This is a genomic window from Bradyrhizobium australafricanum (assembly GCF_020329495.1).
GTDB classification, from domain to species: domain Bacteria; phylum Pseudomonadota; class Alphaproteobacteria; order Rhizobiales; family Xanthobacteraceae; genus Bradyrhizobium; species Bradyrhizobium australafricanum.
On record NZ_JAGKJL010000024.1, the window covers coordinates 38,869 to 51,887 of the forward strand.

General features: G+C 59.4%; 9 protein-coding genes and 1 pseudogene. 6 read left to right on the plus strand and 4 right to left on the minus strand.

The genetic code is table 11. From position 1 onward, the window contains the following. The first annotated feature begins 542 nt into the window (after positions 1 to 542). Positions 543 to 1,859, plus strand: coding sequence for a DUF3422 family protein (locus J6525_RS21925; protein ID WP_225646237.1), 1,317 nt, complete (start codon positions 543 to 545; stop codon positions 1,857 to 1,859). 484 nt (positions 1,860 to 2,343) lie between these two features. Here J6525_RS21925 and J6525_RS21930 read toward each other — a convergent pair whose 3' ends face one another. Continuing rightward, a complete protein-coding gene (locus J6525_RS21930) occupies positions 2,344 to 3,843 on the minus strand; it encodes a hypothetical protein (RefSeq protein ID WP_225646238.1) in 1,500 nt (499 codons plus the stop codon). A gap of 683 nt (positions 3,844 to 4,526) precedes the next feature. Continuing rightward, a complete protein-coding gene (locus J6525_RS21935; RefSeq protein WP_057016774.1) occupies positions 4,527 to 5,369 on the minus strand; it encodes an electron transfer flavoprotein subunit beta/FixA family protein in 843 nt (280 codons plus the stop codon). Positions 5,370 to 6,240: 871 nt separating this feature from the next. Between J6525_RS21935 and J6525_RS21940 the strand changes: the two genes are divergently transcribed. The 5 genes and pseudogenes from J6525_RS21940 to J6525_RS21960 all read left to right on the plus strand — a co-directional run bounded on the left by J6525_RS21940 (position 6,241) and on the right by J6525_RS21960 (position 9,656). Further along, positions 6,241 to 6,843, plus strand: a complete 603-nt coding sequence (locus tag J6525_RS21940; RefSeq protein ID WP_225646239.1) for a hypothetical protein — start codon at positions 6,241 to 6,243, stop codon at positions 6,841 to 6,843. A gap of 606 nt (positions 6,844 to 7,449) precedes the next feature. Beyond that, a complete protein-coding gene (locus tag J6525_RS21945; protein WP_225646240.1) occupies positions 7,450 to 7,854 on the plus strand; it encodes a ThiF family adenylyltransferase in 405 nt (134 codons plus the stop codon). A gap of 220 nt (positions 7,855 to 8,074) precedes the next feature. Continuing rightward, positions 8,075 to 8,548, plus strand: a complete 474-nt coding sequence (locus J6525_RS21950; protein WP_283848636.1) for a Mov34/MPN/PAD-1 family protein — start codon at positions 8,075 to 8,077, stop codon at positions 8,546 to 8,548. A 115-nt stretch (positions 8,549 to 8,663) separates the two neighbouring features. After that, positions 8,664 to 9,147 (plus strand): annotated as a pseudogene (locus J6525_RS21955) (Xre family toxin-antitoxin system antitoxin). A 17-nt stretch (positions 9,148 to 9,164) separates the two neighbouring features. Continuing rightward, positions 9,165 to 9,656 (plus strand): RES family NAD+ phosphorylase, encoded by a 492-nt coding sequence (locus J6525_RS21960; protein ID WP_225646241.1) that lies wholly within the window; start codon positions 9,165 to 9,167, stop codon positions 9,654 to 9,656. Positions 9,657 to 9,767: 111 nt separating this feature from the next. Here the strand turns inward: J6525_RS21960 and J6525_RS47530 are convergent, their stop codons facing one another. Together J6525_RS47530 and J6525_RS21970 are read right to left on the minus strand one after the other, a co-directional pair. Continuing rightward, positions 9,768 to 9,911, minus strand: coding sequence for a hypothetical protein (locus J6525_RS47530; protein ID WP_376708542.1), 144 nt, complete (start codon positions 9,909 to 9,911; stop codon positions 9,768 to 9,770). 647 nt (positions 9,912 to 10,558) lie between these two features. Continuing rightward, the gene (locus J6525_RS21970; protein WP_225646242.1) at positions 10,559 to 12,520 is read right to left on the minus strand and encodes a putative bifunctional diguanylate cyclase/phosphodiesterase; all 1,962 of its coding nucleotides are present in this window, start codon (positions 12,518 to 12,520) and stop codon (positions 10,559 to 10,561) included. Positions 12,521 to 13,019: the final 499 nt, after the last annotated feature.

Sequence of the window (13,019 nt, forward strand, 5' to 3'; positions counted from 1 at the left end):
GGCCGATCGTCCTATCAGCATTTCCCGGCCGAAGCGCGGAGGCGAATTCTCGCAAACCTCCTACGTGAGGACGGCACGGCTGAATGTCGCCGCGTTTCATGTCCGACATCTTTCTCTGACAGTTTTCAACGGGTCATATCGCTGCCAAAAGCACAGCTTTTTGCTCGTTTTGCGCTGGCCCAGATCCTGCATCGCGTCCAATTGCGAGACGAGATGAGCGGCGCCAGGATGAGAGTCATGATTGCGCTATTGATCCATTCATCGACGGTGGGGAGCCGACGACGGCGATTGGCGAAGTCACGCGAACGGAAGAATAAGAACCGTGCGAACGTCGGTCGTGCCACCGGGCTATTCCTGGAGGCAAGTCTACGCTCCACGACGCGTGCGCCAACACATCGATACCAAGCGATACTTGTGCGGGGGTCTGCTGGCAACCAACGACATTTGGCGCCGCTTGCGCGAATCGGTGCGACTTCGAGCTGACCCACCACGCCGCATCGCGGGCCTGCGCAAATGCAGTTTCTGAAATGAGGTACTTACACGTGCTCGATCGACTGGATCCTCACACTTTCAAGCTGCATCCGCAGCGCGACGCCGTGCTCAGCGAAGTGCATGCGCGTCCGTTTATGCAGCTTATTCCACCATTCAAGGTGATCCACTACGCATTTCTTGCGAAGGGCGATGCGGCGGCAAGCGATCGCCGCGGCTTCGTCGCATTTTGTCGGGATCGCGACCTTCCCTCACCGCAGGCCTCAGCGAAACATCACCAGATTGATATCGGACCTGTGACGCTTCGTTGGGAACAGCATGCCGAGTTCGCCACCTTCACGTGGATAGTCAATAGTCCGGCCGATCGCCAAGCGGAGGGCGCCCCGGGCGCGGTTCACTCCCTGATGCGAGCGTTGCGGCAGGAAGGACAATTGCTGGTCGCAATCAAGTTGGACGTAGAGCAAGACGCCTGCCCATTGACACGGGCCGAACAACTTTTCGACAAGAGCAGCCTGGCTATGGCCCGCATAAAGGGCGGAGAAAGTGTCATGGCTTCTGATTTTCGCGTTGACCAAAATGGTTTCACCAAGATTCTTGTCTGCGACCTCGGCTTGACGCCGCACAATCTCGGCGCATTGGTGCAGCGGCTGCTTGAAGTCGAGACATATCGTCCGCTGGCGCTGCTTGGTCTATCGACAGCTCTTGAGCTCGGTCCATTCGTCGATCGCATCGATAGACGTCTCGGTGAGGTACTCGAGGAAATGCAGGGCGCGGAGGGATTGAAACTAAACAACCATCTACTTGCCGAACTGACCTCGTTGGCCGCCTCGTTTGAGCGAGGTGCGACCGGAAGCCTGTTTCGGTTCGGCGCTAGCCGAGCTTATTACGAATTGGTCCAATCCCGTTTATCTATCATCGAAGGCAGCGAGATCGCGGACTATCCGACCTGGTCGTCGTTCCTCGCGCGCCGGGTGGCACCTGCGATGCGAACTTGCGAGACGACTGCCGATCGCGAGGCAACCCTGTCGGTCAAGCTGGCGCGTGCCGCTGATCTGTTGCGAACCCGCGTTGACGTCGAAATCGAACGCCAGAATCGGGACCTGCTGCATGCTATCAATGAACGCGCTGGGCAGCAGCTTCGGCTGCAGTGCACGGTAGAGGGTTTATCAGTCGCGGCGATAGGATATTATGTGGTCAGCCTATTTGGCTACCTTGCCAAGGGAGCGCATGATGTCGGACTTCATGTAGAGCCCTCTTATCTAACCGCAGGGTGCGTGCCGATCGCCGTCGGTGTGATCTGGCTGGTCAGCTACAATACTCGCAAGAGACATCTCAAGCACCGCGACGAGCCGTCCGTCATGCGTGAGTAGGCCCCCCTTTCAGCTATTAACGGGAGAACTTAGCGACGTTAGTCGCCTGGCCGCCGGACGCTGCTCCTTCGCGCCGTCAACAGTGCGCAAATCCGACTTTGGCCAATTGCTGCGGTAGGATCGAAGATGCTGCTGCCGTCTTCCGCAAGCTATCAGTCCGCCCGCGATACGACCGGTAGCATGACAGATTATCCCCTCTCCCAGGGCAGTGATGGACCGACGGGGTGCCGCTAAATTGCATCGCTGAGACTGGCCGCAGGCGACCTCTCCGGATTGGCAGGCGAGACCGCTCAGGTTCGGCGAAGAAAAATCTCGTTCTCCAGGCCAGGTGGTCCCAGCATGGCCGTGTAGTTCACACCCGAAATTGTCAAATTCGTCTCCGGCTGTGAAGCGCTCGGCAGCACGTCATGCAAGCGCATTCCTTCTTTGAGGTCTGGCGGCGCCCATTGGTCGCCGTGCTGCCAACCCGTTGGGAGATACAGCTCTACATCTGGGACCCCGGGCACCAATCGCACCGAGTCATATGGTGCGCCGGAGCTCGAGCCGTCCACACCCACAGCGGCGAAGGATCTGGTTGATTAACGCTGTCGGTTGGCGAATGTCTGGGTGAAGCAAATTTCTCCAAAAGCTTCGCCGCGTCGAAGCTTTCCACTGGCGAGCGGCCAGCTTGACCCAAGCTCGGCCAAATCTCGTCCGGATCTACAATTTGCACCGGCGACGGAACGGCTGGATCTGGCTGATTCACACTGTCCAATGGGGATCCGACAGGTGAAACGAGCATCTCCCGAAGCGTCGCCGTATTCGAGCTTTCCGCCCGCAACTGATCCGGATCATCCGAGGCATCCCGAAGCCCCGCTGAGTTGTGCAGTGGCAGCGGGGGGACCGGTTGATCTTCCAGTAGCCGCCAAAGCTCTTCCGGGTCGAAACTTAACTCCGGTGACGCTACGGCCGGATCATCCCCCGCATGCCAAGGGGCGGCTTTGCTGGAAGCGCGCTCCGCGTTGCGGTAATCACGAACCATGCCCAGCCCACTGACAATGCTGCCGTTTCCGGGAAACCGCTCTTTGGCAAGTTTGACCAGCTCCGGATATTCCAAATTGGTCATTCGTTGGCCATCTGCGTTGAGCGCTCCAGCAAATCTGAGAAGATTTTTGACGTAGACGTCGATGGCCTTCTTGGGGCGCGCGCTGGTACGAGCCGCAGCCTCAATGAGGCATTTGTCTTCGACTGCGGGAGCCTGATCTTCACGAGGTCGGCGTGCAGCTAAGATGCCAGGCTCACGATGCTCGCGAAGCACCAGCAATGCGGCGTCCATTTCATTGTCATTACCGAACATCCCCTTGGCGTGGACTAGCAGCGCGTTGTGATCGAGCGCGGCCATCGCTTGCCCCTGAGACTCGAGCGATTTCGCCAGCCTACGAAGAACACGATCATACTTCTCGGCTGTGAGCGGTGCCCATCCCCGGCGTGCCGCAGCTGCCTGAACCGCGCCGTCGATCAGAATCTTGTCTTCCGCAGGGGGGACATAATGTCGATCTCCATCGGCCACCCTAGGCTCGCGATATTTGTGAAGCGCCCCCAAGGCGTGGCGCATTTGCTCGTCGGCGGGAAAGTACAACCAAGCGTGGTCAAGCAGGGAAGTCTGATCGAGACCGGAAATGGTCTTGCCTCGGCAGACAAGATCATTCCCAAGTTTTCGTAGAGAAAAGGCATAGTTCCGAGCCGTTTGCTCCTGCAGATTCCTGCGCACAGCGTCTGTTTCAACCGCCTCTATGAGGCTCTCATCTTCGCTGGATAGCTGAGGATAGGCCGGGCGCGGAGTATCCCGGGCGACGGCGGCTTCGGCCGCCTCACCCAGTCGCTGCTCAAAATCCGTTTGCCCAGCTTCGTTCGCTTGCGCCCCCTGAGCTGCCTGCTGTCCCCCCAACAGATGATTGGAACTTCGCGGGCCCGAAGAGAATGGATCGCAGTTTCTCGGGTCCATGGCGGCCTCATCTGTTTTAGGGAACTCAAGAAGCAGAGATTACCTGCTATCCGTGACTGCTGATGAAAAGCTGACGAGCCCGAAGCGTCTGACGAGAAGCTTAGAAAGGCATTCCTTTATGTGCGTCTGTTTTCTCGCACGGTCCGCTTGACAACCGGCATAAAGCCCATCTCGAGGCGACGAAGCTTGCCTTGACAGCTCGGCAAGAGCTGATTGATGGAAGCGGCCGCGATGGCGAATGCCAAGCGGGTGATCCCGATCGCCGCGACGAGCTCGCGACGGAACCGAACGCGAACTCAACAGGCACCTTCTCTGAGGGCAGCACCGGGCAGGTTGCACATTCTCAGTCAAGGCAGCAGGTGGGCGAGCACGGCCCGCTTTCGTATTTGGATCGGTGGTGAATTGCAGCCGGGCTTGTCAGCTTCTCGACAGCCAGCGCGAGCAGCATAAGCCGTCGAGCGTGGCGGACCGGACTACGACTAGCGTGGGACCCGCCCAGTTTCGGCCAACTCGACGCATTAAGCCGCCGGAGGCATACCTCGCGCTGAGGGCGCCGGCGTGAGGACGGCGCCAATCTCGCTGAATCATCAGCGCCAAGCTCTCCATGCCTCCGCGCTTGTCGGAGTGAGGAGGGACGCCAGGGCGTTGACGCGTTCGGGATTTTTCTCACCAAACTCTCAAGATCAAGCATCGCGGGCTAATGCGGCAAGATCGGTCTCGAGCTTCGGCTGTTGCTTGAAGATTGCGTCAATCAATGCCTGTGCGGGCTGCTCGGCGGTCTCAACCAGCGCCGCTTTCTCGGCGCGCGCAGAGGGTGCGAACACTCGCTTCACAACGGTCGGCGAACCCTTGAGACCGCATTTGGAGACGTCCTCGACGCCGGCATCATGCGCGCTCCATTTCACAATCGGCGCACGCGCAGCCCGCAGCGCATCCGCCATTGCGCCGCGCCGAATCTGGTTGGTAGCCTCCAGCATGGTGACAAGACAGGGCAGCCTGGTATGCAGCACCTGGACACCGCCTTCGGAGCGCCGTTCCGCTTCAATCGTACGCGCTGCGAGATCCAAGGATCTGACCTTGGCGACGTAGGTTAGCTGCAGCACGCCAAGTCGCTTTGCAATGCCGGGACCGACCTGCGCGGTATCGCCGTCTATGGTCTGTTTGCCGGTAAAAATGAGGTTCGGCGGCCCGTATTCCTTACCAATCTTCCGAATCGCTGTTGCCAGTGCATACGTTGTGGCTAGGGTGTCGGAACCCGCAAAGCAACGATCGGTCAGCAGAACGGCACGATCCGCGCCAAAGGTCAGCGCTTTTCGCAAAGAGTCTTCGGCCGATGGCGGCCCCATTGTAAGCACGGTTATCTCGCCGCCGAAACGATCGCGCAGCTCCAGCGCGGCCTCGAGCGCGAACAGGTCATAGGGGTTGATGATGGTAGGCACGCCCTGGCGCATGATCGTATTGGTCACGGGGTGCACGCGGATCTGCGCAGAATCCGGGACTTGTTTGATGCAGACGACAGTGTGCATGGAATTGCTCCAAAAAGTTCGACAGCTGCGAACGGAACAGCAAATGTTGTACCATCGCGTCTATCTTTGGATTTCTCTAGGAATTACGAACATTTATATGGGAGAATGCGGCCCCCTCTAGCTCGCTGCTCCAGGCGAAAGAGTACCGACGCGCGTCGGAGCTGCGACAGCGCCATCCAGCTACGAATGAGTGACGCCAAGACCGCTTGCGAGATCACCTCCGTCCATCAGGCGCAGGCAGAATCGCGATGCACATAACTGAACCCCTTGCCCTGGAGCTCGGCCGGCTCGATTCCCATATGGTCTGATAGTCCCGCGCTCAAGATGGATCCTCGCGTGAGGCCAAAACATGACTGCAAAGAGGTCGAGGCTGGTGGCGCTCAATATGTCGACCAGGATACGCCATTTGCAACCACCAACTGTCTGATCTGAGGCGAGCCTCAAGCTCCCTGGATCAAGCCTGTCAAGGCCTCCAACATCTTCAGGGAGCAAATCGCTCCCGGGTGGGCCGACGACGACGAATTGGCCAATCATTCTCTTCTGGTCGCCCGCTTAGTGATTCAGCCGGCGACCGCCCACTCCACCTCGTGGCCAACCTCCTTCACAAGTTGTTGTGAAATTCAGCCCAAGTCGTCCATCCAGAGCAGTTTCGTGTCCATTTTGCTCAAGCAAATCTGCCGACAAAAGAATTTTCTAGGCGGGCGTCAGTCCACCTAGATCGGAAAGTTCAAGAAGGAATTTTACGCATGGCCACCCCCCACCCGTCCCATCCGGAGCACCCGGACGTCCCGCCCGGTCCGCCTAGCGAGACGCCCGGCAAAGATCCGCTGCGGCCCAGCACGCCGCCTGGACATCGGCCCGTGGGCTAAGTTTGGCCAAACACAACAAACCCGGCGCCGACCAGGATTGGTGGACGATCTGGCCGGAGTTCTTCGATGCCGAGCTGGCGGCGTTCGCACGGCTCAGGATTGAGCCTCGAACTGTTCACAAGGGCAACGGGATCCTGATCCTCGAAGCGGACTGGCCGGTGGATGGGCAGTCCGCGTCGATGCTGTTGCGCATCGGGTATTCGCCTCTGCACCCCTTCTTTCGCCCGACGGTGGCTGCACCGAACGAGAGCTTCGAGCGCCATCAAAACCCCATCAGTCGCGAGCTGTGCCTCCTTACGCAGGAATCGGAGCAATGGGAGTCCAACCAGTTCGTCGCCGACTTTGTCCAAGAGCGGCTGAACCATCTCCTGCGCGCCCTTGCGGCGAGAAAAGAGGGCCGCTGGAACGATGCAGCCAAGCTCGAGGAGCAGGCCGCTGACCCGTTGATGCCGTATTGCGCAGGAGCTTCCGAACGGACTCGGTCATTCGTTTCGACGGCCATGCGCCGCTGCCGCCCGGGCCGCACAGTCTGCTTGAGGTGGTCTGCTCGGCTCGCTCCAGCCGCACGAACGACGCCGCGTTCGAAGGCGTGCTGCGGCAACTAAAGACCAGCAGCGGCGCGGCCATCGGCAAGAGATTCGGCTTTCCGACGGAACCACAAGACGCTTAGCTGCTCACCGGCCGATGGGGCAAGTTCACTCCGCCCGCGACCATCGATGCGCACGAGTTGCTCAGGCTTGCCCAAGCAGAACTTGCGCGCCAGGCGGTGATGCAGCCGCTAGCGTGCGCAAAGTCAACGAGGCGGCGCGTGGCTCCCTCTCAATCACCGGCATCGTGTTTCCGGAGGAAGTCAAGTACGGCTCTCAGAAGAACGGCGCGGGATGGCTGTTCCTGATTACGCGGCCTTCACTCGCGGACGGAACAACTGCGGGTGCGCGCGATCGGTCCTGGGCGAGCGAGCCGGTAAGGGCGACGTGTTTTCACCGCTGCCGATCGCGAAGTCGCTCCTGACGAAGAAGGCTGTGGTCGTCGGAGCCGGCGCGATCGGAAGCTTCGCCGGTCTAGAACTGGCGCGCGCCGGCGTGGAGAGATCACCTTTTTTGATTTCGACATGGTCCAACCGGGCAATAGCCTGCGCTGGCCGTTGGGTCGCTCGGCCTGGGGAAGAGGCAAAGCCTCGTCTCTCGCGAACTTTATGCCGAGAACTATCCATGGACGAAAGCGAGCTTTTTTACGGGGCGTCTCGGCGAGGCAACCGCGATGCCGCCGCGATCCCGCCTGACTCCGGCAACGTTCTTGAGCCGGTGTTCGATCTGCTGCGTAGCGCCGATGTGGTAGTTGATGCTTCTGCGTCGGAAGAGGTGCAGCTTGCACTGGCGCATCACTGTAAGCGCTTCCGTGTGCCTTACGTGGTCGGCTGCGCGACGTACGGAGTCGCGGGCGGTCTGGTCGCGCGTTTCCTGCCAGATGCCGAAGGCTGCTTTGTCTGCCTCAACGAGCACTGGAAGGACGAGCGCATACCCCAGCCACGGGTTGACGATCAGGGCGTCGTAGTCCCGATCGGCTGCAACGCTGCGACCTTCACGGGGGGCGGACCTGCAGGAGATCTCGCTTGAAATCGTCCGGACTGTGGTCGGATTGCTATCGGAAGGAAGCTACGATTCAGGCGATTGGACCGTGGCCGTGTTGACGCTCAAGAAGGACGATGGCTCAAGGACGCTGCCTCGCTGGGAGGTGTACCCTGCCCAGCCCATCCAAAGATGCTGCGGAGCCAAACGATGACAGTGTGGCTGTACTCGCGCGGGATACACTCTATGGTAGAATATTCGCGGGGATCTGTCCTCCCTCGAGAACGGAGGCATCCTTCTGGGCTGGCGTTCGGGAGAGGATTATACCGTGGTCGATCTCCGCGGTCCCGGTCCACTCGCATTTCACGGACGGCATTGTTTGTTGCCGGATCACAAGTGGCAGATGGCCGAGATCAAAAGCGCATTCGAAGCGAGCGACGGCGATCTCGACTATCTCGGCGACTGGCAATCGCATTCCGATGGCGTAGCTGAGATGAGCGATCTCGATTCGGCGACGCTCTTGCGGATAGCTCGAATCGTGACTGCGCCGCAGATGCTAATCGTCGCTGGTAGTCAAACAGACTGGACTCCTCGATGCTGGAAAGGGGAGATCGTCCGTCCGTTGTTTCGGCGCAGATTGATGGCCACCCCGCAGGAACTCAAGGCGTTCGACCCTCGAGGTTTGGCCACGGCGGACCACCTCGCCGGAGCCACCTGTCCGGCAGCTCGAATTCCCATCTAAGGTCGTGAACCCACATGCGGCTCCGCGATGTAAGTGAGCCGAGTTCCGTAAGAGGACATCCCTTGATTGTCACAACATGTGACGCATATTAAGCGACACATGTCGCGAGACCACCATGACAGCGGCCGCCGAGAGTCCTGTTGGGAACGTGCCGGGCAATGACCTGCAAAAAGTGGCCGATCTGCTCGGCGGACCCCCGTATCCTGTCGCGCCGCATCACAAGCGCCCTCGACGCCCATGAACTTCTGCTGGAGGGACTGCCTGGATCCGCGCTGAGCTACTTCGTCCGCCACCTCCTCTTCATTCAAACAGATTCGCTGGAAAAAGCCTTCGGAATGAGCCTTCGCACCTTTCAGCGGCGCAAGGACGCTCCGGACAAGCCGCTCAGCCAGGAGCAAAGCGGGCGAACCTGGAAGTTTGCCGAAATTCTGGCCAAGGCCACGGACGTGTTCGGATCGCAGGAGGAGGCCGAGCAGTGGCTCGAGCGTCCGGCCATCGGTCTTGACCAGCGCCGCCCGATCGACCTGCTCGTCACGCCGGCCGGCATCGAACTCGTTGAACAGTACCTTACGCGCCTCGCCTACGGTGTCTATGCGTGACGTCTTCCGTAGAGCCATTGGGAGGCGACAAGCTCATCGCCTGGCGCCTCGATCCGGCACGTTACGCGTCGACCTGGGATAGTGGCGAAGGCGCTTTCCTGGCCGGCGGCCGGCGGAACAGCATAGGCGTCCGCGTCGTCTATTGTTCTCTCGATCCGGCGACAGCGATCCTGGAAGTCGCGATTCACAAAGGCTTCAAGACGGTCGACACAGCGCCGCACGTACTGACCGCGCTTCATGTCATCGACGTGTCCGACGTTCACATCGTTCGCCTCGCCGACGTTCCGAACGCCAACTGGCTGCGGCCTGGAATCCCGGGCGCAGGACAGCAGGCGTTCGGTGATGCGCTCCTGGCCAAACACCAATTCGTCGCCATTCCGAGCGCGGTGTCCAACCACAGCTGGAATCTAATCTTCGACCCGACCAAGGCGAAAGGCGCGTACCAGCAGCACATTCAGGAAGCGTTCGCACTCGATACGCGTCTTCATCCTCGGCCATCTAAGTCCTGATGGCTTCATGGCAGCGACCGCCGGACACCAACGAACGACAGTCTGGTGTTATTGCCGATAATGGCGCGGTGTCGCTTTCGAACCCACTCTAACTTGGAGACCATCTGCGATTTATAGGCTTGTCCAGGCTCGGACAGTGGGCGCCCTTCCGACTTGCACCACCGAGTCGATCTCTGTATTGCCACCGCTGCTCGCCCCGCAGGTCACTTGTCGCCCGGATGCGGACGCGAGGCACTGCGCGCGCGTCTGGTGCATGCAATCGCAGGGATATCCGACGCCTCTCCCCTGCACGCACCATGGAAATCTCGAGCTCTCGCCGGAGTAACAGTTACGTATCCCGCGATCCCAAACGCCAATGCAGCAAACAACAGAGACAAGCGCATTGGCGGCTTCTCAGTTCGACGCCCGACTGTTCCAACGGAGCGAACGACCCGTAGTTCCCCTTAGAAGCTCATTAAAGATGGCTTGATGCTGCTGGCAGCGGACGCTGGGGTCAGCAATGAGGAGATCGCCGCGGGTGTCGGGGTTCGCGGCTCGACGGTGATCTGCCTACGCGCCGTGCATGCTTCGCCCGAGTCCACGGCCTACGACATCCGACACCTCTCAGACTTGCTCTAGGTTCTACGTTAGGCGTCACGCGCCCGCAAATCCTTCTCTCCCCAGCCTCCCTCCGGCTCGCACAGCAATCTGCCAAAGCACGATTGATCGACCTACAGAGAGGTGACGAATCTCATCCCAATGCCGCATTAGGCAATCAATTTGGGCAACTTTGAATTTGGAGAAAGGTGGCTCCACCACACGTTTGTCCTCGGTTCTGATGGCTACTCCAGCAGGCCAGGCGTCTGTTCCACTTAGGATGCGGATGTTTACCACCATCGGAATGACGAAGGGCGCCCTGTCATTCAAGCGGCTGGTGTCGACCATCGCTTGTCTTGATCGAGCAGAGCAAAGATGTCGTCGGCCGCGACCGGCCGACCGATGAGGTATCCTTGCACTTCGTCACAATTGGCTTTTCGCAAATAGTCGAGCTGCTCGGCGGTTTCGACGCCTTCGGCGACCACGCCGATCTGCAGGTCCTGCGTCAGTGTGATGATTGATTTTACGATCGCCGCGCTCTCTGGTCGGCTCAACATGTCTCGTATGAAGGACTGATCGATCTTGATGCGAGTGTAAGGCAGTTTTAGTAAATAGGTCAGCGACGAATATCCCGTCCCGAAATCGTCAAGTGCCACCGTCACTCCCAATTGTAGGAGTGCGTTCAGGATCGATGATGCCGGCGCGTACTTCGAGATCAGCATTGACTCGGTTATTTCGATTTCGAGACGATGAGGAGCAACTCTGGCTTGGGAGAGGGCCTGCACGATTGTCTCAAGGATGCTGACGTTATGGAACTGAGCTGCCGAAAAATTCACGGCGATCCTGAGGTCCGACGGCCAGTTCGACAGCGTCGCGCAGGCGCGTCGCACCACCCACTCACCGATTCCGTGGATCAGTCCGGTCTCTTCGGCGATTGGGATGAACTCGGTCGGGGAAATTACCCCACGGACGGGATGCCGCCAGCGCAGCAAAGCCTCAAAGCCGGTGACGCGGTCCTCTCGAATATCAAAGAATGGTTGGTAAAGAAGGAATAGCTCGTCTCTGTCGATCGCGAGTTCCAGATCCCGCTGCAACGCTCTGTGCTCGTGCGCTGATTTGTCATCGGAGATCTCATAGAAACAGATCGTTCCCGGACCCGCTTGCTTGGCGCGATAGAGCGCAATGTCGGCATTCCTCAGGAGCTCATGAGGTACGTCGCCATCGCGCGGCGCCACTGCGATGCCGACGCTGGTCGCTCCCGCGATCTCACATTTTTCGATGGCGAATGGTTCGGCGAAGGCGCCGACGAACCGCTCGGCGACTTCGAAGGCATCCTCAACCTTGGTCAGATTGGTCATAACAAGCGCAAATTCATCGCCGCCGATGCGCGCAACAGTATCAGTCTGCCGTACGCATCGCTGTAGTCTCGCCGCAGTCTGCACGAGAAAGTCATCGCCAGCGGGATGGCCGAATTTGTCGTTCACTTCCTTGAAGCGATCGAGGTCGAGGAGAAGAACCGCGAACTCCTCGCCCGTGCGGGCGAGCCTGTTGCGGGCACCTTCGAGGCACTCATTGAAGGCAAAACGGTTCGGCAGTTGGGTCAGCGGATCCCGTCGACCCCTCCTTTCGGCCTCCAGTTGAGCAATGGTGCGTCTGGTAAACGCGAAGGAATTGGCGAAAACGCCGCGCAGGAGCACGAAGCCATAGGCCACGACCAGAATAGCGACGAGCAGATAGGCGAAATCGTCGTTTCTGCCGAGGCAAATTGCCGTACCCACAAAGATCGGAGCCGTGAACGCAACTGCCGCCACCGGAATCGTGGCGAAGGCGAATGCGCCACCTGCAAGCATTCCAGAGCAGAGACACGTTATGACGAGCTGCCCGCCATTGGAGGCGCTCGCGAAGAAAGCCACCGGCACAATTGCCCAGGCGGTTCCGAGAACCAGCGCATTCCGTACCAACCGGTGCATGGCCTGGCGCGACACGAACTGGGGCTTCGTCATCAGTCGTGATGAACGCGCTTTCAGGCCTATCGATAGCGCGCCGCAGACGACAGTCGCCGCCCAGATCAGGGCAACGTTTCTGTCTGGCGAATGCCAAAGCGCAATGGCGAGCTCGGTCGCATTGCAGGCGTTGGCCAGCATGATGCCCACCGAATAGCCAAGCACGAGGGAGACCTGCTCGGCACGGATGTATCCTGCAACCGTTTCATCGGTGGCCGGCCCGCCAAATGCCGCCAAATCTCCGGCTAGGAGCTTCGAGAGCCAGGAGCTCAGATATGCTCTCATTCCGGGACCCTGCAGGACTGGTTATAACGTTTGGCGCCAGCTCCGGAAGGTCGCGGCAAATCTTTGACAAAAGATAAACTCTTGATTGTACCAGCCGCCTAGCGCCGCCTCACGGCGCGCAGGAATCATTGCTGAGGGTTTGGCCGGTTACTGCGCAACTCCGTTCGTTTCGTACAGACCTATTGCTTTGATAGATCGCTAGTTCGAGTTAACTCGCGTGATGACAGTTTCAGCGCCATCTGGATGAAACGGCGAGGTGTGAGATCGATCGGGCTTGACGAAGGTTTGGCGACGCAGCATTCCGCGGTTGAGCCGCTTGCTCCGACGACCTTCTCTTTGCGTGGCCCTCGCAGTTCGCTGTCTCCCTGCACGGCACGCCAGCCAATAAGACCGCCGGTCTTTCGGCAGAGGTGCCGTTGATCCCTTTTGTTCGATCGAGCCAGCCTCCTCGACCCGTCGGTCCACGCAATCAAAACTCGACAACCCGGTTGGATGCCCG